General features: G+C 43.3%; 27 protein-coding genes. 12 read left to right on the forward strand and 15 right to left on the reverse strand.

Annotated elements, in window-relative coordinates; translation table 11 throughout:
• Positions 1 to 124: 124 nt before the first annotated feature.
• From VB733_RS21615 to VB733_RS21625, 3 genes are all read left to right on the forward strand, one after another.
• Positions 125 to 664: a helix-turn-helix domain-containing protein gene (locus VB733_RS21615; protein WP_323342121.1), complete on the forward strand. Its 540-nt coding sequence runs from the start codon at positions 125 to 127 to the stop codon at positions 662 to 664.
• A gap of 5 nt (positions 665 to 669) precedes the next feature.
• On the forward strand, positions 670 to 1182 hold the full coding sequence (locus VB733_RS21620; RefSeq protein WP_323342122.1) for an IS630 family transposase: 513 nt from the start codon (positions 670 to 672) through the stop codon (positions 1180 to 1182).
• A gap of 68 nt (positions 1183 to 1250) precedes the next feature.
• Complete coding sequence (locus tag VB733_RS21625; protein ID WP_323342123.1) at positions 1251 to 1571, forward strand: class I fructose-bisphosphate aldolase; 321 nt, start codon at positions 1251 to 1253, stop codon at positions 1569 to 1571.
• Between the two features lie 178 nt (positions 1572 to 1749).
• On the opposite strand, the gene VB733_RS21630 is transcribed toward VB733_RS21625, so the two are convergent.
• The 9 genes from VB733_RS21630 to VB733_RS21670 all read right to left on the reverse strand — a co-directional run bounded on the left by VB733_RS21630 (position 1750) and on the right by VB733_RS21670 (position 10255).
• Complete coding sequence (locus VB733_RS21630) at positions 1750 to 3045, reverse strand: HlyD family secretion protein (protein ID WP_323342124.1); 1296 nt, start codon at positions 3043 to 3045, stop codon at positions 1750 to 1752.
• 15 nt (positions 3046 to 3060) lie between these two features.
• The gene (locus VB733_RS21635) at positions 3061 to 4185 is read right to left on the reverse strand and encodes an ABC transporter permease (protein WP_323342125.1); all 1125 of its coding nucleotides are present in this window, start codon (positions 4183 to 4185) and stop codon (positions 3061 to 3063) included.
• Positions 4186 to 4412: 227 nt separating this feature from the next.
• Positions 4413 to 5261, reverse strand: a complete 849-nt coding sequence (locus VB733_RS21640; RefSeq protein ID WP_323342126.1) for a DUF6920 family protein — start codon at positions 5259 to 5261, stop codon at positions 4413 to 4415.
• Positions 5251 to 5619: a hypothetical protein gene (locus VB733_RS21645; RefSeq protein ID WP_323342127.1), complete on the reverse strand. Its 369-nt coding sequence runs from the start codon at positions 5617 to 5619 to the stop codon at positions 5251 to 5253. The genes VB733_RS21640 and VB733_RS21645 overlap by 11 nt, the downstream gene beginning before the upstream one ends.
• 15 nt (positions 5620 to 5634) lie before the next feature.
• Positions 5635 to 6390 carry a DUF6064 family protein gene (locus VB733_RS21650; protein WP_323342128.1) on the reverse strand — a complete coding sequence of 252 codons (756 nt, stop codon included), beginning with the start codon at positions 6388 to 6390 and terminating at the stop codon, positions 5635 to 5637.
• Positions 6306 to 7064, reverse strand: a complete 759-nt coding sequence (locus tag VB733_RS21655) for a CPBP family intramembrane glutamic endopeptidase (protein WP_323342129.1) — start codon at positions 7062 to 7064, stop codon at positions 6306 to 6308. Before VB733_RS21655 ends, VB733_RS21650 begins: the two co-directional genes overlap by 85 nt.
• Positions 7065 to 7217: 153 nt before the next feature.
• Positions 7218 to 8384 carry a serine hydrolase domain-containing protein gene (locus VB733_RS21660; protein ID WP_323342130.1) on the reverse strand — a complete coding sequence of 389 codons (1167 nt, stop codon included), beginning with the start codon at positions 8382 to 8384 and terminating at the stop codon, positions 7218 to 7220.
• Positions 8385 to 8718: 334 nt separating this feature from the next.
• Positions 8719 to 9291: a PspC domain-containing protein gene (locus VB733_RS21665; protein ID WP_323342131.1), complete on the reverse strand. Its 573-nt coding sequence runs from the start codon at positions 9289 to 9291 to the stop codon at positions 8719 to 8721.
• 94 nt (positions 9292 to 9385) lie between these two features.
• Positions 9386 to 10255, reverse strand: coding sequence for a hypothetical protein (locus VB733_RS21670; RefSeq protein ID WP_323342132.1), 870 nt, complete (start codon positions 10253 to 10255; stop codon positions 9386 to 9388).
• A gap of 25 nt (positions 10256 to 10280) precedes the next feature.
• Here VB733_RS21670 and VB733_RS21675 point away from each other — a divergent pair, with 25 nt between their 5' ends.
• From VB733_RS21675 to VB733_RS21685, 3 genes are all read left to right on the forward strand, one after another.
• Positions 10281 to 10475: a hypothetical protein gene (locus VB733_RS21675; RefSeq protein ID WP_323342133.1), complete on the forward strand. Its 195-nt coding sequence runs from the start codon at positions 10281 to 10283 to the stop codon at positions 10473 to 10475.
• A 262-nt stretch (positions 10476 to 10737) separates the two neighbouring features.
• Positions 10738 to 10947 carry a hypothetical protein gene (locus VB733_RS21680; protein ID WP_010995666.1) on the forward strand — a complete coding sequence of 70 codons (210 nt, stop codon included), beginning with the start codon at positions 10738 to 10740 and terminating at the stop codon, positions 10945 to 10947.
• On the forward strand, positions 10937 to 11326 hold the full coding sequence (locus VB733_RS21685) for a type II toxin-antitoxin system VapC family toxin (protein WP_323342134.1): 390 nt from the start codon (positions 10937 to 10939) through the stop codon (positions 11324 to 11326). Before VB733_RS21680 ends, VB733_RS21685 begins: the two co-directional genes overlap by 11 nt.
• 278 nt (positions 11327 to 11604) lie before the next feature.
• Here VB733_RS21685 and VB733_RS21690 read toward each other — a convergent pair whose 3' ends face one another.
• The 4 genes from VB733_RS21690 to VB733_RS21705 all read right to left on the reverse strand — a co-directional run bounded on the left by VB733_RS21690 (position 11605) and on the right by VB733_RS21705 (position 16748).
• On the reverse strand, positions 11605 to 11841 hold the full coding sequence (locus VB733_RS21690; protein ID WP_416336341.1) for a DUF433 domain-containing protein: 237 nt from the start codon (positions 11839 to 11841) through the stop codon (positions 11605 to 11607).
• A gap of 365 nt (positions 11842 to 12206) precedes the next feature.
• Complete coding sequence (locus tag VB733_RS21695; RefSeq protein WP_323342135.1) at positions 12207 to 12884, reverse strand: class I SAM-dependent methyltransferase; 678 nt, start codon at positions 12882 to 12884, stop codon at positions 12207 to 12209.
• Positions 12885 to 13497: 613 nt separating this feature from the next.
• Positions 13498 to 14604 (reverse strand): ABC transporter permease, encoded by a 1107-nt coding sequence (locus VB733_RS21700; protein WP_323342136.1) that lies wholly within the window; start codon positions 14602 to 14604, stop codon positions 13498 to 13500.
• Entirely contained in the window at positions 14601 to 16748 is a 2148-nt protein-coding gene (locus VB733_RS21705; protein ID WP_323342137.1) for an ATP-binding cassette domain-containing protein, read from the reverse strand. Before VB733_RS21705 ends, VB733_RS21700 begins: the two co-directional genes overlap by 4 nt.
• A gap of 360 nt (positions 16749 to 17108) precedes the next feature.
• Between VB733_RS21705 and VB733_RS21710 the strand changes: the two genes are divergently transcribed.
• Positions 17109 to 17315 (forward strand): hypothetical protein, encoded by a 207-nt coding sequence (locus VB733_RS21710; protein WP_323342138.1) that lies wholly within the window; start codon positions 17109 to 17111, stop codon positions 17313 to 17315.
• Between the two features lie 68 nt (positions 17316 to 17383).
• A complete protein-coding gene (locus tag VB733_RS21715) occupies positions 17384 to 20056 on the forward strand; it encodes a cation-translocating P-type ATPase (protein ID WP_323342139.1) in 2673 nt (890 codons plus the stop codon).
• 33 nt (positions 20057 to 20089) lie between these two features.
• Here the strand turns inward: VB733_RS21715 and VB733_RS21720 are convergent, their stop codons facing one another.
• On the reverse strand, positions 20090 to 20575 hold the full coding sequence (locus tag VB733_RS21720; RefSeq protein ID WP_323342140.1) for a DUF4079 domain-containing protein: 486 nt from the start codon (positions 20573 to 20575) through the stop codon (positions 20090 to 20092).
• Positions 20576 to 20874: 299 nt separating this feature from the next.
• Between VB733_RS21720 and VB733_RS21725 the strand changes: the two genes are divergently transcribed.
• The 4 genes from VB733_RS21725 to VB733_RS21740 all read left to right on the forward strand — a co-directional run bounded on the left by VB733_RS21725 (position 20875) and on the right by VB733_RS21740 (position 23357).
• The gene (locus tag VB733_RS21725; RefSeq protein ID WP_010995683.1) at positions 20875 to 21087 is read left to right on the forward strand and encodes a DUF2892 domain-containing protein; all 213 of its coding nucleotides are present in this window, start codon (positions 20875 to 20877) and stop codon (positions 21085 to 21087) included.
• A 177-nt stretch (positions 21088 to 21264) separates the two neighbouring features.
• Positions 21265 to 21801, forward strand: coding sequence for a cytochrome b6-f complex iron-sulfur subunit (petC, locus tag VB733_RS21730; RefSeq protein WP_323342141.1), 537 nt, complete (start codon positions 21265 to 21267; stop codon positions 21799 to 21801).
• Positions 21802 to 22002: 201 nt separating this feature from the next.
• Positions 22003 to 22665 (forward strand): GIN domain-containing protein, encoded by a 663-nt coding sequence (locus VB733_RS21735; protein ID WP_323342142.1) that lies wholly within the window; start codon positions 22003 to 22005, stop codon positions 22663 to 22665.
• Positions 22666 to 22886: 221 nt separating this feature from the next.
• Positions 22887 to 23357: a rhodanese-like domain-containing protein gene (locus tag VB733_RS21740; protein ID WP_323342143.1), complete on the forward strand. Its 471-nt coding sequence runs from the start codon at positions 22887 to 22889 to the stop codon at positions 23355 to 23357.
• Between the two features lie 47 nt (positions 23358 to 23404).
• Here VB733_RS21740 and VB733_RS21745 read toward each other — a convergent pair whose 3' ends face one another.
• Entirely contained in the window at positions 23405 to 24097 is a 693-nt protein-coding gene (locus VB733_RS21745; RefSeq protein WP_272867758.1) for an ABC transporter ATP-binding protein, read from the reverse strand.
• Between the last annotated feature and the right edge of the window lie 5 nt (positions 24098 to 24102).

Raw genomic sequence — 24102 nt, forward strand, 5'->3', positions numbered from 1 at the left:
CTTAAGAGTGATCGCATCCAGCCATTGAGTCTCTCTTTATCTTTTAAAAGGTTTTAAATCATGATACCATTTCTGTATGAAGCTGCACTAAATTATAAATAACGGTGCATTTGGTTTAAGGGCGATGGGTTTAAGCTTACAAGTTGAAATAAAAGAGAGTCAAGAAGAATTAGAAAAAGCGGTTAAATATGCCGACTCTGCTAGTAGCAAAGAACGGTTGCAAATGCTTTACTGGCTAAAAACAGGTCAAGTAAGGAGCCGTCATGCGATCGCAGAACGTTTGGGACGGGATGAGGGAACTATAACTCGATGGTTAAACAAATATAAGGATGGAGGGTACAAGGGCTTATTAGAAGTTAAACATGCACCAGGTAAAAACCCTATAGTCAGAGGAGAAAACTTAGAACGCTTGAAGCTACGGTTGTCTGAACCACAGGGTTTTCAAAGTTATAGTCAGATTCAACAATGGCTCGTGACTGAGCTAGGACTTGATATTGCCTATAAAACTGTATACCAACTAGTTCGTTACCAGCTTGGTGCCAAACTAAAAGTACCTCGTCCAAAAAGCCGGAAGCAGCATCCGGAAAGCCAATCTCACTTTAAAAAAAACTCCCGCTCGCCCTTAGTTTTTTACAAGAAGAATTTGGAGAAAATAAGCGATTAAGATATATGTGTCAAGATGAAACTCGCTTAGGATTGAAGACAGTCGCAGGACGTGTGATTACTAACAGAGGTGTAAAACCAGTAGGTTTAAGTCAATGGAAACGTGATAATTTTTACTTGTATGGCGTAGTTGAGCCTTTAACTGTGTACAGTTTTTTCTACGAGTTTTCTCATCTTGATGGTCACTGTTTTCAAAAATTTTTAGATTTGTTATCAGTAGAACTTGGTGATGACGTTGCAGTTATTCAATTTGACCGAGGTTCATTTCACACAATTAAAACTCTTGACTGCCCAGAGAACATCATACCTATTTTTCAACCTCCCCACTCTCCAGAATTGAACCCAATCGAAAGGTTTTGGGAGTTTCTCAAAAGCAAACTTGAATGGGAAAATTACGAAACCCTTGCCCAACTACGTAAAAAGTTAGCCGAAGTATTAGAAACTATTACTCCAGAAATGATTGCTTCTTTAACCTCTTACAACTTTATTCTTGAAGCTTTATTTAGTGCAGCTTCATAAAGAATTGGTATGAGTACACAACCACTTGTCACTACTGCTAAAGCGATGGTTCTCCTGGGAAAGGCATCTTGGCTATAGATGAGAGCCAAAATACTTGTAACAAGCGCTTTGAGAAGCTGGGAATCGCGCCAACTGAGGAAAATCGCCGCGCTTACCGGAAGTTGCTTTTAACTACTCCTGGTTTAGGTAACTATATCAATGGCGCTATTTTATATGATGAAACAATCTGCCAAACCACAAAAGATGGAACGCCTTTTGTCAAAGTGATGAACGATGCGGGGATTATTATTGGTATTAAGGTTGACGCTGGTGTGAAAGATTTAGCAAATCACCCTGGTGAAAAGATTACACAGGGTTTAGATGGTTTGAGCAAGCGTATTGCAGAATAAGTACTGGTACAAAATTAAATATATATTTTTCATTGCGAGTGGAGCGAAGCAATCGTAAGGTCTTTGCTTAAATCCGATTCCATCGTAAATGCATAAATATTTTTGCTGAGGTACTTAATTTGTTTTCACTGATTTTTCTTGTCAGTGACCAAAACTTTGTGAAACATCTTAATCTCCTTCATTGCAAGGGAATTTCGCCATCCGCAGGCATTCCCGGTTTTGCTAGTCTTTCTCGTTGCTCCAGGCTCAGTTTCACACCAAATACCTGTTGCACGCGATCGCTCTGAAAATAAACGTTCTCTGGGGTAAAGGAGGCTTTAGAATCTATAGCGGTAACGGTTGCCTTAAAAGAATTTTGGTGTTTGGGATCGTTATCTAAATAAACATTGGCAAGTTGTCCGACGCGAACTTGAGCAATTTGCCCACCGGGAATAAAGCCCCGCAGATAAACTTGACTCAAGTCTACAACTCTCAGCAAGGGGCGCGATGGTAGAACCACTGTACCAGGTTCAACGCTGCGTGTCGTAACAACGCCATCAATCGGGCTTTTCACCGTCAGATTATTTAACCGACTCTGAATCAATTGTTGATTCGCTTGGGCAGTTTTCACATCAGCTTGGGCGGCTGCTATTGTGTTGCGTGCCTGTTGTGCTTGTGTCTCGAATCGACTGACATTAGTTTGTTGTCGCCTTGGATTCAGGGTTGTTGTTTGTGCTTGCGTCAATTTTCCCTGAGCAATATTAACGGCTGTTTGTGCCGCTTCCACAGTCGCTAAACGGCTTTGCAAAGCAGCTTTGGCAGTATTGTAAAAAGTTTGCGCCACATCATAGCGTTGTTTGGTTTCAGCTCCTTCAATCGCCAAATAGGCATAGCGATCGCTATCTACCCGCGCCTGTTCAACTAATGCCCGCGCTTCTAAAACTCGTGCTTTTTCTTGTTTCACAACGGCCTTTGCGGTTGAGACGAGGGCGTTAGCTTCCGCAACTTTACCTTGCGTGTCACCCTGGGATTGCTGTAAATTCAGATTAGCATCTGCGAGTTGATCTGCGAGAATAGAGATTTGTAACCGGGCGTAAGCTTCTCGTTGTTTTGCCGCATTTACCTGGGCTGTGGCTGCACTCAGTTCCGATTGTACTTCTTCATCACTAAGACGCACTAATAATTGTCCTTTTTTGACTGTATCTCCTTCTCGCACAGTAACTTCCTCCACCCGACCAATGCCTTTGGTGCTGACATCGGTTTCATAGCCTTCTATCCGTCCATTGAATTGAATCATCTTTGCAGGTTGGGGACGAAAAAACCCATACCAAACTCCAAAGCCCACAGATGAGATCGCCACAGTCCCGCCCAAAATCCACAACCAGCGTCGGGATTTTTTCGGAGTGGGAATTTTTGGATCGTCAGGCTTTTGAGGCGTTGCAACAGATTTTTGAGGAATTGTAATAGGTTTTGAAGAATCTACTGTATGTGACATAAAATACACCCTGAGTTAACTTAATTGACTACGGTAGCGATTTGCACTCACCAGAACTGTCACGAGGGCAAATACAATCATGGCGATCGCATTTAAACCCCAAACTTCTAAACCTGCACCTTTAAGAAGAATGCTGCGGAGAATGATCAAGTAATGATAAAGCGGATTAATTTGGGCAATCCAGCGAAATACAAGCGGCATACTATTCACCGCCGTCACCGCACCGCCTAATAAAATAATGGGAATATTGAGAAATATCCCAATCAAAATTGTTTGCAATTTGTTCTCAGAAAATGTAGAAATTGCCAGTCCAATGGCAACACCAATCTGAATGTAGAGAATGGAAAATAGCAGTAATAAAAATAAATTTCCGCGAAAAGGTAAGGCAAAAACCCAGTGAGCAACGAGGAAACAAATCAGCAATGTACCTGTGAGTAAAGCAGATATCGGCACAATTTTAGAAATCAAAATATAAGTTGATGCAACTGGAGTCATCAACAACTGTTCTAGTGTTCCTTGATCCTTTTCTCGAACCGCTTCCACAGCCGCAGCCAGAATAGCACTCAAGGTGATGATTGCGCCCAGCACACCAGGAACAAAGAACCAACTATCAAGCATTCCTGGATTGTAACGCAACATCATTTCAGTTTGAACGGGGACTTCTAGTCCAGTTGATACAGCTTGATAGCGTTTGAGCAAATCTAAGTTAAATTGAGTTGTAATTTGGCTGACATAGCCCTTTGCAAGTCCGGAACTGTAGGCGTTAATTCCATCAACCACAACCTGAACTTCTGATTTTCCCGTTTGCAGCAAATCCCGATCAAAACTAGGTGGAATGATTAATCCAGCATCGACTTCACCCCGCTCAACTTGTTGGGTGAGAGTTTGTTGACTGTTAGTGTGGCGAGATGCTAGAAACACACGATTTGCAGTAAACGCATCTACAAAATCTCGGCTGATTGTTACTTGATTTTGGTCTAGAATACTCAGCCGTAAGTTTGTCACATTGGAATTCATCACATAGCCAAAAATCACCATTGAAATAATCGGGGCGATTGTGAGAAAGATAACCAGTTGGCGATTACGCAACAGTTCAGTGCTTTCCTTGATTAACAGAGCAAATAGGCGGCGATTCATCATCAGTGTTAACTACAATTACTATTAGAAGTGTCGTCGTCTAAGCATATTAGTGAAGGAAGTTAGTAACACTAATATAAAAATAACTATTGCAAAAGAGAAGATAGTAAACTAAAAACCAAATCCTTTTGTAGTATTCTCCCAACGCATAATCAAAAAATAATTATTGCCAACAATGAAAGAAGGAATTTCTAAATTTTGATTTTGATGTTTGTTTCGATTGCAGCCTATCAAGACGCAAACTCATAGTGAATCTCTGTAGTTCTTCCTTTAAAATAAAGCCGAATGCCTTCTGGATACTCCCATCCCACCTCACCCTGTAAAGGAATCAGCATCCCATTACAAACCGAATATTCCCAGAATCGCCCGCCCCAAGGCATCGCAGTCAGCTTGTCACGATAACGAGCCTCAGTCCGAAACGTATCGATCGTCCCTTCAGCATTAAACTGAAACACAACGGAGACAGTTGTTGCACCATCCTTCAAAGTAGCGCGAGCGGAGGTGTCATTGATTGCTTCCCATAGCACTCCCTGACTGGGTAATAGGGCAGTAGGATACCAAAGAGCCTCAGCAAAGAACCGCAATAATTCACCTTGATTGTTTTCAGGCGCACCGTGCATTTTTGCAACAGTAAAAAGACCGAGTAATGATGCGTGTAAGCTGCCTTCTCCTAATAAATAGGTATCATGAACAAAGGCATTAACTCCTGGAGCCATCTGGATACGTGCATCCCAATCAAAACCCAGACGTTGAGTCGTCACAAGTTGAGTGGCAGTAAACGGACTCCACTTGTTCTCAGTTTCATTCATGTTGAACTGTCCCTGCTGGGAGAGTTTGACTACAGCCACGATCGGTTGTCCGTCCTTGAGTACCGTCTGAAAGAACCTCTGTACAGGTGCTGGCAAATCTTCAATTTCCTTTGGGTCATAGATTTTCGGCTGAATTATCCGCTGTCCACTTGTTAATTTGGCACGTAAACTATGGGTTTCTGACTGCCAGCGATCGCTACCATAGATAACAGCAAGTCCGATACAAACTACGATTAAAACACCAATAATCACAATCCATTTAATTAACATGATACTTACCTAATATTTGTTGATTCAGAATTTGATAAATGGTGATGATAAAAATGATTACAAAAATAGTTGTATAGATTAACTTCGTATACTTAGCCAGCCAACTAGGAAGATAAATATCAAAATTGTCCTTTGTGGAATTTGTGTATTTTCGGGCAAGCAGATTTAGTGGGCAGTGGGATTTAAAAGTTAGTAAAGTTAACCCTTCTAAAAATACAAATCCATAACCAATCCAGAGCCAGAAATCGAGTTTATTGGCGATCGCGGCATAAAGCATATAGAAAATCACAAAATTGAAGAAAATCCATATCAAAGTATGAACGACTTTAATTAGTATCAATTTGGTGTTACTTTCCATATTACCTCTCTATTCTCAAGGTGTTAAATCGCGCCAAATGATATAAGCCGTTCCGAGCGTTCCCGCGACGAACAATCCGAAATCTTCTTTAATCCCGAAACTCAAAGCCGCTGAGGTTCCGACAATCGACCATAAAATAGGAATAATCAATAAAATTGATGGAACTTTTTTGTCTGTCCAGAGCAGCAAGCCGAAGGTGAAAATGGTTGTCGAACAAGGTACGCCGAATGTCGGTGATGTCGGAAAAATTCGCCCCAGCGCATAGCCGATTAATGGATAAATTGCTAGGGAATAAACAATTAAAATTGCACCAAGAATACCGTAAATTTTCTGGTTAGCACAAAAACTTAAACGATTTCTCACTATACCTTCGTATAAAAATAACCAGCCTTGAAAAACGAACAACGCGCCGAAAAGATAAGCGGGTGGACTGATTTCTGTAAAAAAAGTCAAATGGTAAACAACACCCGCCCATAGCCAGAGGAAACCGAGTAAGCCCGAAATGGTTTTGTTTGCAAATGGTTTTCGACTTACTACCAGTACAACCGATGCGATCGCCACTAAAATCAATACAAACTGCATCGGAAATATAGCTTGATTATATTTCTCAAAAACCCCAAAAAATTGTTCGGTAGTAAAAGGTATTCCCACTTGTTCACCTGTGGGAGAAGCAATCAGTAAAATTCTCATGCTTTCCTTACCGTTAACTGCTTCCAATTCCCCTTCCACAGCAGCAGTCCGCCTAATACTGTAAACGTCAGCATCTGCCATATCTGCACCAAAGAACCAAACCCAATTGAAGTTTCGATCGCATCCCGAATTTCATCAAATGCGGCGTGATAGACAGTTACAACGGCAAGGCTCTGCGAAATAGTCCAAATATAGGCATAAGCGATCGCGTGCATCATGCTAGGAATTAGACTGACTGCAAGCGTAATGGCGATTGAAGTCCCCATATTATCAGTAAGTTTTTCTGTCATGCCCATTGCAATAAGTACAGGCAAATGCCATGCCCACCAAATAAATGAATGAAATAGCAGTGCTGTTCTTAGTCTGTATTGTTTGACCAGGTGTGGTAGCAGATAGCCGCGCCAACCAAACTCTTCACCAAAGGCTGGAATTAAGGTACCGACAAAACGAAGTAGAAAATTTCCGAGGATGTCTGGAACCATAACTCCTTTAGGAATACTCCGCATTCCTAAGACTAATTCGAGGATGGTGGGGACAACCCAGACAAAGATTGCTAGTGAAAAGACTGCTACATAATGTTTTGGTTTACCCCAACTCCAGCCAGCCTTCGAGAAACCGTCACGGAATATATAGCGACCTGCGATGTATGTGCCAACTGCGACCATAATCATTGGTAACGAGCTTAAGGCATAGCGCATAAATGGTGTTTTTGCCCACAGCAAATATGCGATTTGAAATGGCCAAGATATCGCCATAACAATCAATAGATATGTTTTCAGCGAGAAAGGTTTCTGGGGGTTTCTCATTCTTGAACTTTACCTCCAATATTTTTGGCAGTTGTCTTCTGCTGAGGCAAACGCTTCGCGAACGCGAACGGCAGAATCATGTTCACCATCTACGAATTTGGCTTACTTCTCCCCAAAGACAATCTTGGCTAGCTGAACGCCGATATCTCCAGAATTTCCATCTTCCCGATTGCCCAGGACGATGATGACAACCTTGTCATTGGGGTAGCGAGCAATAGAACTACTGAAGCCTTGAATTCCGCCGATGTGGCTAATTACTGGGCGATGCCTGCGGCGGGCGGAGCCATCGTCTTCCTTGCCGATGCCCCAACCATAGCCATAACCAAATCCGCCGAAAGAAGTAAACATCTTGTCTCGCAGGCTTTTCGGGATCAGTTTGTCCGTGTACAAAGCCTGATCCCAACGGTAGAGGTCTTCTACGGTGGAGTACAACCCACCAGCAGCATAGGGAATAGACATATCAATAAAATCAGCCAAGTTTGTCTGATCCCGATAGCCAACAGCAAGATCTCTCTTGTTATGGTCGTAGCCCGAATTTACCATCTGCAACGGGACAAAGATATTGTCCTGTAAGAATGCCTCATATCTTTTACCTGATGCCTGTTCGATGATGGCACCCAGCACAACGTAGCCGGAGTTACTGTAGCTAAACTTCTCCCCTGGCTGGAAAGCCAACGGTTTGTCTTTAAACCGCGCGATCATTTGGGTGGGAGAAGACGGTGATCGCATAGTAATCTTAAAGTCTGGGAAGCTAGTGAAATCTGGTATTCCAGAGGTATGGGTTAAGAGATGATGAATGGTGATCTGCTGCCATCTGGTAGGGCAGTCAGCAAGGTAAGTGCAGATGCGATCCTGCACATTGAGTTTGTCCTGTGCCTGCAAAATGAGAATTGCCATCGCCGTGAACTGCTTTGTCATTGAGCCGATACGAAATTTCGTTTGCGCCGTATTCATCAGATGCTTTTTGCGGTCTGCTTTGCCATAACCCTTTGTGACCAGAACTTTGCCATTTCGTGCAATCAGCACTGACCCGCTAAAAAGTCTGGCTTTGGTCAGCTTGCTCAGATATGTGTCAGCTTTGAAAATGATGTGCTGATCTGATGGGAAAGATGAGGTGTCGGTTTCAAGCTGAGGTATTTGCGTTAGCTGACTGGCGAACGTCGCTGATGAGGTTGGCAGCCATATTCCCCAAAAGAGGAGATAGGTAAAACCAACAAATAAAGGAATGGGGTGATGATTTGCCCACTGACGAAGTTGAATTTTAAGCATAAGATTTTTCACTAAAATCTTTCTGGAACTGTCGATAAATAATATAGGAACTAATTGCTGGACCCAACCCGCCAATTAAGTACGGTATCCAAAATAAAGACTCACCATACCAAAGAGCATTAAAATATCTGTTTCCGATGATAATAGTTAACCAACAAAACCATGTTATGGAAAAAGTGTAAAGTAGAAAAAATCTGATTTGCTTAAGACATAGCTTATTTTGGGTCATATTTTTATTTTTTCTTAAAACTTTGCCAAAAATGTTATCTCTCTAATTTGAAAAAATGTATTTTTCTCAGAGGATTTTGATGATATTTGCGTAGACTCATGATTGTTATCCTACAGGTTGTTGTTGCGATCGCAATTCGATGGGGAATGCCAACCAACACCAAAAGTACAAGAAAATAAATCCAGGGATGACGATCGCTAAAATAACGGTAACAATTCGGACACCCATGATTGGTAAATTCCATAGCTGAGAAAGGGCATAACACACGCCAGCGAAAACTTTATGACGACTGCGATAAAATATAACTCTTGGGATGATGGGAGTATTGGTATCTGATCGCTTGACCTTGAGAATCAAAGAAATCAGGAGTCCGATCGCACCGAAAATGGCTGATGGAATAGCGAAAATCGCCAGCCAGTGAGCCATGAACATCCCCGAAATTACGTCTCCAAGCCAAGATGAAGACGGACAAATAAAGCGAACTGCTTCTGCTGAACAACCAAAGCGTTCAGCTAAACCCATCCCTCCCCAAGTGACCAGGAATGGAAAAATTCCGTAGAGGATACATATACTCAACAAAACTAAATGTCCACGGGTGGTGAGCGATCGCGTTATGGAGATTGCTGCAAGTGCTGGTCCAACAAGCAACAGGATTGAAATCAAAGGCAAATAAATCATGGATTTTCTTAAACTTAAATAAGGTCAAATGGTAGATGGAATTTGCAACTCAATCTCCTGATCCATCGCCACAGGTAAAGTCAGGAGAATGCCCTCACTCAGTCGCTATTTGAGGTTTTTCTCTACCAAGTTTCCACAGCAAGATCACTCCCAAGCCGAACATATTGACTAGGAAAATTATTAAACTTCCGAAAAATGGAATGAGGGTCAGAATAGTCACGACCGCCAAACCTACCAAAAACTGCTGCTGTAACGACCAATTACGATTACCGACTAGACTTTGACCAACAAAAAGTGCCACGGCTAATGATCCGACTAGAGAAGTGATAATCACCGTCAGACTTAGTAGTGGAATCAGAGGAATACCAATCAGCGTAATCGCTAGAAACACATTCACAAAGATAATGCCGACAATTGCCCCCATTCCCCATAAAACAGCCAAACTGGGGTGTTGACGCAATTTTGTAGCTAAAGAAGGCAGGAACTGGGGATTGGTATGTAAAATAATCAGTCCAAGAATCGCCGCTAGTACGGCGTTACCAATTCTAAAAATGGGACCCAGAGAAATAGTGTAGAAGAAGCTACCTCTACCTCGATTGGAACTATCCATCATCCCATGTCGATCATCGGTGGTATACCTACTACCAATATTCGCACCTTCTTCTTTGACGATTTTGCCGCCAAAGGAGTAAACATCACCCTCTACCTGCACTCCTTTTTTCAGGATGACATCCCCGCCAAATGCGATCGCAGTATTTAAAACTCTAGCATTAGGGGATACTGTAACACTCCCCCCAAAAGCCAAGGCATTTTCGACAACTTGATTCTCTGGTACGGTGACGCTACCACCAAAGCGAATCAGGTTGGTATTGTTGATATTGATGTCAGTCTGCGCTAAGGCATTACCTGCAAATATTAAGCTGATGGTGGCGATAAAACCCAGAATTAATTGTTGCCATTTCATAGATTTTATCCTCGTGAATTACATCATGATGAATTCGCTTCATTGGATAGTTGCATTGCCACAAACTCAGCCATCCGCAAAAGCAGCACAGCAAAGACGATTCAGCATTAGTCTTCAGGAATTAGATATATTTAAAAATCGGCGATATCACAAAGTGCTTGCCAAGGGCATCGCTAATACTCGTTCCGACCTAATAATAAATGAAATTTGCTCTACCTGAATCTACCCCAGGGATTGAACCAACCAAAATATCCCAACAGTTCCATTCAGGCTCTCGTTGAGGATAAACACCAGCCAAACAACCATACTCCTTACCGAATTTTAGATTTTAAATTTTGGATAATGGAATTTTTGACGTAGCCTCTAGTCCAACAGAAAGCCAAGTATACTGATGGACGTGAGGGATTGATAGAGGTTACGGAAGCTGATTCACTGATTCGTTATAATATTAGACAATAAACTTTGCTAAAGAGGGCAAATGTATGACTAGCCGCGAGCAGCTTATCCAAGAACTTGCAGAGGTTCCAGATGAGTTAGTTAAAGTAATGTTAGATTTTTTACATCGTCTTCAGACAACGCGCAGTCATCATCCTCTAGCGAAATTTGCTGGTATTTTGAGTGATAATGAGGCGGCCGATTTACAGGAAGCAATTCAAGCTGATTGTCGTCAGGTTGATTTAAATGAGTGGTGAGATTGCATTAGATACTTCTGTTGCAATACGTTTTTTGAATGGTGATCCTGATGTTGTTTCAAGGGTGTTGGCGTTACCGGAAATATTTTTGTCGGTGGTAGTAGTTGGAGAGTTACTGTTTGGGGCTGAGAACTCGACTCGACCGTTGAAAAATCTTCCTCGATATTTGGAGTTTATGGAAGTTTGTACGGTTGTGCCTGTGGAAAAGAGAACGGCAGTTATCTATGCTCAAACTCGTTCTGCTTTAAAGCGCAAAGGACGACCAATTCCGATGAATGATGTTTGGATTGCAGCGCATTGTCTGGAACATGGTTGGGTGCTTGTGACCGATGATTCAGATTTTGATTATGTGGATGGATTGGTTATAGAGCATTGGTAATGATGGCTATTATGTTTGGCGATCGCCTACGGCAGGCGGTTACGCCATCGGTGCGATTGTTCGGTCGTTAATGACAAGAACTCACGAAAAAATAGGGCTTTGGGCTAGACTTATATTAAGCGATCGCAAACTCTAAAATCTCCAAAAGCAGCAAAGCAAAGACGATTCAGCATTAGTATTTAGGAATTAGATATATTTAAAAATCGGCGATCGCAATCAACTTTTACCATACTCATTGCGATCGGAAAATTTTCATGTTTTGTAAAATTGTAATGCCATTAAACTAAATCATCTTGGGCAATTTCTCGATCGATTTGTTCAGGATTTTGTTCGTAGTAATGCCAAGCTGCACTTAAATCTTCCGCAGTCAATCCAGGATAATTTGCCAATAATTCTTCATCCGGCGCAGCTTGTTGACGATATGCTACCAAAGTCCATACGGGAATTCGTGTATTTCTAATTCGCGCTTGTCCCCCGCAAACTCCAGGTGTAATCTGAATCGGATTTTGCAACATTTGCACGTAATTCAACGATCAAAAGCAACACCCATTGCTAAAAACTTTGTCGTGGTATTGTCGATAAGCTGCTTCAAGGTCGGATAAATATCTGAAGCGTCCTGGATGATTTCTTCCATAGAATTCAGGGTACGTGTACTTACGTCTATTACAAATGCATTATATCTAAAGTTACAAAAATTCAGGAAAGAGCAAATCAGGTTAGCTTTACCCCTAGCAAAAACGAACTACGGGGAAATCAGGAACTTATGGCGGATAGCAAGCTAACGTTCCCAATCACCCGCCGTAGATAACCTCGAACTTCCAACAGATAAGCCCTCGGCGGTCGGTGTGCATTGGGGTTGTTAGCCCGATGTTGACGACTATCAGGCTGGCTTTTGGCCGGAGTAGACGGCAAACCGATAATTCTTATACCAACAGTCAACTTGAATAAACCCCACCTCGGACAACCAGTAGAGTTGATTTTGCAACGTAGCTGTTTTATCTGCCTTCATGCGCTCAATAGCAACTTCTATATCGCGGTCAGTGCAACCTTTGGCTTTAGCACCGTTGAGCCAAGCCTGAGCATACTTATCTTCGTTCTCTGGCGTAGTTCCTAAAGTTTGGTCTGCATTGATAAAGTGTCCGCCGTTTTCAAGAGCATCGAAAATCTTTTGAAATACGCCCTTTAACTTTTCCTGCGGCGTGTGATGCAACGCCAAAGCCGAAACCACAACATCGTATTTCCCGACGATTGGCGCATTGATAAAGTCCAGAGTCGAGTACTCGATGTTTGGATTTGAGTTGAAACGCTCGCGCGCCTTGCTCAACATCTCGGATGAAATGTCGGCTAAAGTGATGGAAGCATTTGGAAAGGCCGCTGCAACTAAGCCAGATAACAGACCTGTGCCAGCGCCGATGTCAAGTACTTTGATGTGGGCTTGGCTGTTGTGAGGAATGAGTCCGAGAGCGGTGCTGTAAAACTCATCGAAACACGGAATGTATTGAGGCCGAGTACGGTCGTAATCTTGTGCGGCTGTATCGAAAAGAGCTTTGATATTCACGATTGTTATTTTATCACTTCCGACAAAGTTGCGCGAAGCGGGCTAACTATTTATTATACGGGAAGTTTCCGTATAATCTTTTTCTAAATCCTAATATATCAAGCATTACAGCTACCTTTTTTCTGGATATACAGAAAACTTCTTTTTTAAACCCCCATTTTGGATATTATACAGAATTTTTCCGCATAACTACCCTGTGCGGGAGGATTATATGGAATTTTTCCGTGTATCCCTTGGTGTTATATGGAATTTTTCCGTATAACATCCCTATTTAGAGTATTATGCGGAATCTTACCGCAAAACATCCTATGGAGCAACGCTCCAAAAAGTTATTAGAACAGATACAAGATATTATCAGCCTTAAGCACTATTCCTACCAAACAGAAAAGACAGATATTTACTGGATGTATGAAGAAATACTCTCTAAACTAATGTAAGTAGCCAGGTTTAATTAAAGGTAGGATGTGTTAGGCGTAGCCGTAACGCATCAAAGTCTTCTTCTGCATGGGTTACGCTGTGCTAACCCATCCTACAAAGGTTTTATATTTAATTGTACCTTCCTACTTAATTGAGTAGGAGACACTGCCGATGCAAGTACAAGTAGAATATATCTCTATAGTTGCATTCGCCGCATTCCCCACCAAGCGATCGCAAACTCGACAATTCCCAAAAGCAGCAAAGCACCGATGAGATGCCAAGTTCCAAACCAGCCTGAACCCCGCACAAATACATCCCGACAAAGTTCGATGTAATACCGCACGGGGACTAAATAGGAAGCAATCGAAAATGGAAACGGCACTGTATTGAGGGGAAACAAAAATCCTGCCAGCAAAAAGGCAGTCAGCACTTTAATTGTGCCGATCGCCTGTACAGCCGCGCTTTGGGTGGTAGTGAAAATGCCAATGATTAATCCGAGTTGTACACTTACCCAGATGAATATGGGAGTGCCAATAATTAAGGGAGTGGGATCGCCAATCACGCGCACTTGAAACAACAAAAAACCGACAATAAACAGAATTAAAGCTTCTCCCAATCCCACGAGGGTATATGCCAAGGATTTACCTAGCAATAGTTCCGAGGCACTGAGGCTAGAGGCGTAAAGCTGTAGAATTGTCCCTTGTTCTTTTTCTCGCACTAATGCGATCGCTATCAACAACGGCGGAAAGATGGCTAAAATCACTCCGTAACTTCCAGGTACAATAAATAATGATTCCTGTCGTCCGGGATTAAACCAGAGTCGCACTTGCGAAATCACACCAACAGAGTCAGCAATTTTACTGAGTTGGGCTTGTACAACTGACAAAGTTGTTCCCTGAATCGCCAATCTTGTTACCCGTGCGTTGATCACATCACTGCCATCAATCACAACTTGCAGATTTCCAGTTTTGCCCGCTTGTACCTCAGCAGTAAAGTCAGGTGGAATGGTGACTTGCACTTGAGCCGTTCCCCGGTCGATGGCATCGGGAAAGCGTTCCCCTTGCCATTGTGCTGGGACAAATAAATTGGTCGCGTATAGTCGTTCAATATAACTCCGGCTGAAGCTTGTCTGGTTGAGATCCCGCACCGCCAGAGCAATATTTTTCGCTTCCAGGCGAATTGCATAGCCAATAATTAGCAGGGCAATTACAGGTAAAATGAAGGCGAGGGCAACACCTAAGCGATCGCGCACAAACTGCTCTAATTCTTTGAATAATTGATTGCGAATCCGGCGAATCATCATGGCGGCGCACCTCCGGCTCGTTGCACTTCCCCAATAAAGGCATCTTCTAGGGAAAATGGCATCGGTTGAATATCTGTAAGGGAGAGATTTGCCGATTGCAGATATGACCGCACTTGGGGCAGTTCTGCGGTAGGATGATCGAGAACAACATGGAGGCGATCGCCAAAAATGGACACACGCCACGGTTCGAGAAATTGCCGTAAGCGATCGTAACTTCCTTGCAGTTCGCCAATTTTTAACTCAAATAATTGACCAGGTTGTGCAGCTTTAATCTCACTGGCAGAACCTTCAGCGACTTTCCGCCCTGCAACCATAAAACACATCCGGCTACATTGTTCTGCTTCGTTCATATAATGGGTTGTCACCAAAATTGCCGTCCCATGACGAGCAAAATCATTAATCAATTGCCAAAATTGCTGACGTGCTAAAACATCTACGCCAGAAGTTGGTTCATCTAAAAACAAAATTTCCGGTTCATGGATGACGGATGCGCCAAATGCTACTCGTTGCTTCCATCCACCGGGGAGTTGTCTTGTCAGTAAATGTTCTTGTCCTTCTAATCCCGAAATGGATAACACCCAACTAATTTTTTCTCGCTGCTGACGGGGTGGAATGCCATAAACACCACTATAGAACTGCAAATTTTCCAGAATTGTTAAATCATCGTAGAGGGTGAACTTCTGACTCATATAGCCGATACGTTGCCGCAATTCTGCACTGCGAAGATTACCTGTTTCCCCAGCCAGGGACATTTCGCCAGAACTAATTGGTAATAGTCCACATAGCATTTTGATGGCCGTGGTTTTTCCGGCTCCATTTGCCCCCAAAAGTCCATAAACATCGCCATAGCGGATATCCAGATTCAAATCCACAACGGCGTGAAAAGAACCAAAAACGCGATTGAGATTCTGTGCAGATATGGCAACTTTCGCCTTTGCAGGTTCAGAGATTGCCAAATTTTTAACTCGCGGAAATGCCAGAGATTTTGGTACAGAACCTTTTTGGCGTAAGAGTGTGGTGAAAACGTTCTCTAGTGTGGGTGATTCTGGTTGAATTTCCTCGAACTGTACATTGTTTTGAGTCAAGCGATCGCGCACAAAGGCAATTCCCGATTTCACATCTTTCACCAAAACTTCCAGGCGATCGCCTAATGTGGAAACTTCTACAATTTCACCTGTCAAAAGAGGCAAGGGAGCAGGGGGCAGGGGGCAGGGGAGACGGAGCTTGTACTCTGCCCCAGTCAAAGTGCCTTGGAAGGGCGGGGCTTCTATACGAGACGCTCCGGGAACGTACCCATGCTCCTCTACGGGGAGCGTAGAGGGGAAGGGCTTGCTCCCCCCGCTCCCTGCTCCCTTCCCCTCTGCCTCTTCTGTGACAATCAGTGCTTTTTCTGCTTCAATTAGCTGTGAAGTGCGGATAATTAAGCGATTTAAGCCTAAATTACCCTTGAGTTCTGAGGGAGAACCCATTTGCTGAATTTGTCCGTTGTAAATTAATGCCACGCGATCGCACCGTTCGGCTTCATCTAGATCGGGAGTCGCAACCAGTACGGTAATATTTTGGGCAGTTAATCCAGCCAGAATGTCCCAAAATTCACGCCTAGCAATGGTATCAACTCCAGTTGTTGGCTCATCCAATAATAATACTTGCGGTTCAGCAATTAATGCACAGCACAAGGCTAACTTTTGCTTCATCCCACCAGAAAGACGACCGGCAAGGCGATCGCGAAATGAATCGAGTTGCATCAACTTGAGATACTTGGTGCGTCGTGCGTCAAGTTGATTTTCGGGGACAAGTCGCAATCCTGCACTGTAATAGATATTTTCATCCACACTCAGATCAGGATAAAGAGAAAATTGTTGAGTCAGATATCCAGTATAATTTCGAGCATCACGGGCAGGCAATCCCAGAATTTTGGCATCACCTGCGGTTGCTTCCATCACACCACCCAAAATATTGAAAGTGCTTGTCTTCCCTGCACCGTCAGGCCCAATCAATCCAAACAATTCGCCACGGCTGATTTGCAAATCGAGTCCACGAATTGCAATTGTTTTACCATAGTGTTTGTAGAGTCCCCGAACGTCGATCGTCACCTCATTGAGGCTTAGAGAAGCAGCAGGAATTAACTCATGGGAAAGTTTCATAGGCTAAAACCTTGCTCAAGCAATAAAAACAAATACTCAATCCAAATACTTCTTTATATATCCATTTATCTTCTCTGATTTTGTTAAAAATAAATATAAAGTTTTATGGCTAATATTATGTTTGATTAAATATTTTGTCTATTTATAGTCTACGCATAAATAAAACATCCAAAAGGAATAGATAATCTAAACATTATCTACCTATAAAGATATAAGAAATATTTGATGATTTATGCTTTAGTTGGAATTTAGGGTAATAATCAGGAATTTTGCGGAGCTTGGGAGTTAATCAACAGAAAGTAAGTAAATCGGTACAATAAAATCAAAGTATGGGAAAAAATAAAATAAACTAAAATCCTATTGCTTGTTGTCTATACAAAGATTAAATTTAAACACATTAAAGAGCGAAATCCAACACTTTCTCCTGCAATCAATCGAACTTGGCTAGACTCCTGGGGACGTGCAGAGGCAATTGCTATCTACCGTATTTATGAAAGCGAAATGACAGGACGTACTACTGATGGAGCTATCAGCCTCAATAAAATTGAAAGCTTAAAGCAACTATAGATAATTATATTTCTGTTCAACATTTCCGATTTCTTTTTGTGGAGTTTTCTATAGGAAAAAGCTAAATTATGGTTGAACATGCACAGCATCTCAATACCGTGGCTGGCTTATCTGAGCAAGAAGCGAACGGTTTGCCGTCTGCGACAGCGATCGCTCGGCTCAAAGACGAAGGCTACAATGAACTCCCCTCGTCGCGATCGCATAATCTTTTATCGTTCGTTTGGGATACCGTTAAAGACCCGATATTCCTATTACTAGTCGGTGGTGGTATCATCTATTGGATTTTAGGCGACCTCCAGGAAGCCCTGATTTTGCTAGGTTTCGTCTTCTTCATCACCGGGATTAGCCTTTACCAAGAAGGTAAAACCGAACATGCTCTAGAAGCCTTACGCGACCTTTCCAGTCCTCGCGCTTTGGTGATTCGGGATGGTGAGCGAAAACGGATTGCAGGACGAGAAGTTGTTAGGGGAGATATCTTAGTGTTGGCAGAAGGCGATCGCGTTTCTGCCGATGCAATGGTGTTATCTTGCACAAATTTTTCAACCGATGAGTCGTTATTAACCGGGGAATCCCTACCAGTCCGTAAAATTGCTGCTGCCGGTACCGTGGAAATGGCGCGTCCAGGGGGCGATGAGTTGCCCTTTGTGTATTCTGGCACTTTGGTAGTTCAAGGACAGGGAATTGCTCAAGTCCAAGCGGTGGGCGCTCAAACAGAGATGGGCAAGATTGGTAAGGCTTTACAAAAAGTCAAGCCAGAACCGACTCCCCTACAACAGGAAATGACTCAGTTAGTGAGCCGTTTGTTTGGCATTGCTTTATTATTGTGTGTAGCGATCGTTGTAATTTATGGACTCACGCGAGGAGATTGGCTCAAAGGATTTCTCGCAGGTATTACCCTAGCGATGGCAATTTTGCCCAATGAATTTCCGGTTGTCGTGACGATTTTCTTAGCATTGGGAGCTTGGCGCATTTCTCAGAAACACGTCTTAGCTCGTCGCGCTTCCGCCGTGGAAACCTTGGGTTCAGCAACGGTTCTGTGTGTGGATAAAACTGGGACGCTGACCCTGAATCAGATGGCTGTACAACAGCTATTTGCATACAACCAGGCAGAAAATCCTCACCCATATAATTTGGAATTGCATTTAAGAGAGTCTCTCCCCGAAGCAGTTCATGAATTAGTCGAATTCTGCATTCTAGCAAGCCAGCGAGATCCCTTTGATCCGATGGAAAAAGCATTTAAGGCATTAGGTGATCGCTATCTGGCGCATACTGAACATCTGCACAACGATTGGAAGCTGTTACGAGAATATCCCCTGTCACCGCAGCTATTGGCAATGTCTCACGTTTGGCAGTCAGCCGATGGCAAGCAGTATGAAATTGCAGCCAAAGGAGCGCCGGAAGCGATCGCGGATCTCTGTCATTTCACCCCCCAACAGCAGAAAATTCTTGCAGCCCAAATCAGTGAAATGGCAGATCAAGGATTGCGTGTATTAGGGGTTGCCAAAGCCTCTCTTGTTGATGCACCGCCCCCATTTTTACCGCCTCATCCGTCGCTCAATCCGCATCATTTACCCGACGAGCAACATGACTTTCCTTTTCAATTTCTCGGATTAGTGGGACTGTCTGATCCAGTGCGTCCAAATGTGGCGGCGGCGATTCAAGAATGTTACACCGCAGGTATTCGAGTAGTCATGATTACGGGTGATTATCCCGGAACGGCTCAAACTATTGCCCGTCAGATTGGATTGATGCAAATGGGAGCTATTCTCACCGGCTCAGAATTGGATCTCATGAGTGATCTTGAACTCCAGGAGCGTATTCAAAGTACAAATATCTTTGCACGCGCTGTTCCCGAACAAAAACTGCGGTTAGTTAATGCTTTGAAATCCCAGGGTGAAGTCGTCGCCATGACTGGGGATGGTGTGAATGATGCCCCTGCGCTCAAATCTGCCCAAATTGGGATTGCGATGGGACAGCGAGGTACAGATGTGGCTCGTGAGTCGGCGGCTTTAGTATTATTGGATGACGATTTTTCGTCCATCGTGCAAGCGGTGAAAATGGGACGGCGCATTTTTGATAATCTCCGCAAAGCAATGGCATATCTGCTGGCGATTCACATTCCCATTGCAGGGATGTCTTTAATTCCAGTGTTGTTTAAGTTGCCGTTAGTATTACTTCCCGTTCACGTTGCCTTTCTACATTTAATTATTGATCCAGCTTGCTCAATTGTTTTAGAAGCCGAACCCGCAGAAGCAACGGTGATGCAGCGTCCTCCTCGTAACCCCAAAGAACCATTATTTGGTAGGAAAACTTTGGGCTTGGCAGTACTGCAAGGAGTGGGAATTTTGGTAATTGTTCTCGTCATCTTTGTCGTTGCACTATATCGCAGACAAGGCGAACTTGATGCCCGTGCCTTAACTTTTACAACGTTAATTTTGGCAAATTTAGGACTAATTTTGAGCGAAAGTTCTTCATCTCGCCTCAGCCTCAAAATCTTGAAATCCCCCAATAATGCCCTTTGGTGGGTGATTGGTGGGGGACTGGTTTTTCTCGCCTTCGTGTTGTATGTTCCCTTCTTGCGTCAATTGTTTAGCTTCTCCTTCTTACACCCAATTGACCTGGCAATTTGTTTGGGCGGTGGGGCGATCGCACTGCTTTGGTTTGAACAGTTAAAGTTTCTCAATCGACCCCAACGAATTATTCAATCCAAATCAAGAAAACCTATCCCAGAAAATCTTTGATTAGAACTCTTTAATCTGTAGCGTGAATAATACTTACGCTGCACCATTCTTCATCATTTGGGTAACAATCTTCTGCACAATTTGCACCCCTGTCACAGCTTGCCAACCAAACAATCCTAGCAGAATAAGATTCAGCGAAATGTGGATGCTGCGAACCCAGTCATGCTTCTGCATAAAGGGGACTAACGCCGCAGAAGTAGAAATCAATCCCACCATCCCTAAGCCTGCAAACAGATGAGGGCCAATCACGATTTTGCCATTATTAAAATAGGTTACCATTATCCCCCCGATCGCACCTATTACCATCAATGCCAGGAGGATAGAACCAATTTGGTGATGGCGGATGGCAAACCGACCCTTCACCAATTCTTTTTTGATATCTCCGTCTGCCAGCCTCGTTCGTCGAACTTGCACACCCAGGTACATCGCATAGAGCGCAACAACCAGCAAGATCCACATAGTAATAGGGTGAAAAAAGCTGAGATAGGGCTTGAGAGCCGCTAAGGTTTCTGAACTCATAATAGGTATTTCCAAAATTAGCTATGGAGAATTAATCATAAAAAAGTATGACATTCTGTTGCTTGAAATCATGTTTGAATACTGGATAAACTGTATCAATTGTACTAGAAACATATAAGTCTTGATATTAAAAATCCTAGTAATTTAAGGGTTATAATGAAAGAGAAAATAAGAAAAAATTGCCATCCCTTGAGAGTTGCTTCCTGCATAATTGCACCAAGGGTTTTCTAAGGGTTTTGCAGCCCGTTCAAGATTTTTCCAAGGGTTTTGTAGCCTATTCAATATTGGAGATTACAGTTATGAAAACGAATGTTGGTTCGTTAGATCGCCTGATCCGTCTGTTGTTAGCTTCGGCGTTGTTTTATCTAGGACTTTTCCCGTACTACAGTACCGGATTGGGTATTGGTCTTGTCGTTGCAGGTAGCGTATTGCTGGTGACAGCTTTAGTAGGATTTTGTGGTCTTTATAGCCTCCTGGGAATTCATACCAGCCAGATCAATGATCAACTTTAAGGACTTTCAAAAAATAAATTATCCATCTTCTGGGGTATCCTACCCGCTCTGAATCTGGGATAGGTGTTCGCGTAGTGGCACGTAGTGAGAACACCCATCCCACAAGAGAATTTGGGATATTTTTTATTTTTCAGTCTCTTAAAGGGATTCACTCATCAATTTTTAAGGAGACCCATAATGGACAATAGCCTTCCAATCGAAAGTCCATCCCTATCAAGACGGCAACTACTTAACTTTATTACCGGAGCAACTGTTGCTGTCACTGCGGGTGCTGTGCTCTATCCTGCTGGCAAATTCTTGATTGCTCCAGCAGAAAAAACAGGAGCAGGGGGTGCTATTCTGGCTAAAGATATTCTAGGGAAACAAATCCCCGCCTCGCAAATTCTGGCTGAACCGCCCCAAACCCGCGCCCTGGTTGCCGGTTTGGCAGGAGAACCCACCTATCTGATTGTCAAAGAAGATCACACCCTGGATCGTATTGGGCTTGTAGATAACTGCACTCACCTTGGTTGTACCTTCCCCTGGAATCCCTTGGATCAGCAGTTTCAATGTCCCTGTCATGGTTCTCGCTATGCCCCAGATGGGTCGGTGGTGCGTGGCCCCGCTCCTCTACCGCTCAAAATTGTCCAGGTTGCAGTGATCGACAACAGCATTTTAATCTCGCCGTGGACGGAAACTGATCCTCGCACTGGAAAGAAACCCTGGTGGGTCTAAGGATGAAGTGATATGGAACCGATTCGGATTTTTTACTTCCTAGTTTCTGGTTATGGCTTGCGGCTCCACCATTTCTGATGATTATTGCTAGTTACTTGGCTTATAAAAAACGCAAGAATCGCCTCGTATTAAGCCAGAAGCTTTCTAGAAAGCTGTTGCATGAAAAGTGAATGACTAAGGATTTATATAGCAGGCAAAACAATGAGATCGAAGCCATACGGTTTGATTGTGTGTTTAACAACTTTGAGCCTGTTAACAGGCTGCTATCTCAATTTGGGTGGGATTAGAGGCTCTGGAATAGTTAAGACCGAATCTAGAGAAGTAGGTGGATTCTCATCCATTTCTAGTAAATCTGTAGGTAAAGTCAGGATACAGCAGACGGGAAAAGAGTCCCTAACGATCACCGCAGACAACAACATTCTGCCGTTGCTAGAAAGTCGTGTAGCTGACAATGTTCTCTATCTCACCATCGCAAAAGATACAAATATGAATCCCACCAACCCCATTGAGTTCGTTGTGGAGGTGAAAAGCCTAAAGAGCTTAAATATAGATGGTGTCGGTAGTTTTGAGGTAAACGATATCCAAGGTAAACAGTTGTCGATTTCCCTTGATGGGGTGGGTAGCATGACGATCGCCGGCAGTGCTGATGTGCTGGAACTCAATCTTTCCGGGGTTGGAAGTTTCCAAGGGGAGAATTTTCAGACTAAGCAGGCGACGGTTCGCAATAGCGGTGTGGGGAGTGCTGTGGTTAATGTCACTCAGCAGTTAGATGCGACTGTATCCGGTGTGGGTTCAATAGAGTATATTGGCTCTCCTCAAGTTCGGGAATCTGGGCGGGGCGTGGGGTCAATTAAGAAACGTTAGCGAAGCGATCGCTTGGATTCAGTAGAGAGAAAATTGAAATAGTGATTCTCAAAAAAGTGCTACGACCACAACTGTTAGCTGTATTTGTCGGGTTAATGACCGTTGGCATTATCAGCATCGGCTACATATTCAACGCCATAATTAATTGACTTGCTACTTTACAATTGCGAAATTATATGATAGCTAAAAAACTAATTCAGACCATATTGCTAGGATTTGCTATGTGTTTTTGCCTCTTGCTTGGTGCTGGGCTAAACCCAACTCTAGCAGCAACTCTCACACAGGCTGAATCAATCTCTCAACCCAGGATGCAAACTCTATCTAAACCCCCCAATGTAGAATCGGGAGTTGATAGTTTTCTCACTTCGATTCCCGCAGGTTATTACACGATCGCCACTGTCGAAGAGTTAAAAAGCCTGTTAAAGAAGTCTCAGCCCATGTTAGTAGATGTGCGAGAAGCCTCTGAGTATCAATCTGGACATATACCTAACGCAATTAATATTCCCCTGCGAACCCTGTCGCAAAATCTGAATCAAATTCCCCGCGATCGCCCTGTGGTGTTGTACTGTTCCTCTGGTTATAGATCAGCAATGGGGGTAATGACACTGCACCTATTAGGCTATGAGAATGTCCAAGGTTTCCCACCTAGCTTTGCAGGCTGGAAAAACGCAAAAGAAGCGATCACCTCCTGACTAAAACTAATTACCCTGCAAGATACTCCGAGAGAACAATGCTGGTGTTAGAAATGTTGGGCGATCGCTCTTTCCACAATCACGCCATCTTGCATTTGAATCACCCGCTTTGTCTGATCTGCTACAGTCGCATCATGGGTGACAATTGCGATCGTGGTTCCCTGTTGATTTAATTCTGTTAGCAGATTCATAATCTCGTGAGAAGTTTTGGAATCTAAAGCCCCCGTTGGTTCATCTGCTAACACTAAGGCGGGATGATTCACCAGTGCGCGAGCGATCGCCACTCGCTGTTGCTGTCCTCCCGAAAGTTGGCTAGGGCGATTTGTTAAGCGATCGCCTAATCCGATATTTTCCAGGGCGGCGATCGCAGATTTCAGGCGTTGGGAACGGGGGACATCTGCATAAATCATCGGCAGCATGACATTTTCTAACGCTGTCAATCGGGGCAACAAATTAAATTGTTGAAACACAAAGCCAATATACTGATTGCGGATATCTGCAAGTTCATCATCATCTAGCGTCGTCAACTCTCTACCGTCTAAGATATACTGTCCACTCGTAGGACGATCCAGACAGCCAATAATGTTCATCAGGGTCGATTTCCCTGAACCCGAAGCCCCCATAATCGCCACATATTCCCCATCTTCAATTGATAAATTAATTTCCTTGAGAACGGGTACATCCAATTCTCCTAAGTGATAGGTTTTGGTAATGCCTTCCATCGAGATCATAGTTGCCATAGCGA

Origin of the sequence: Calothrix sp. UHCC 0171, assembly GCF_034931845.1 — a bacterium.
GTDB lineage: Bacteria > Cyanobacteriota > Cyanobacteriia > Cyanobacteriales > Nostocaceae > Brunnivagina.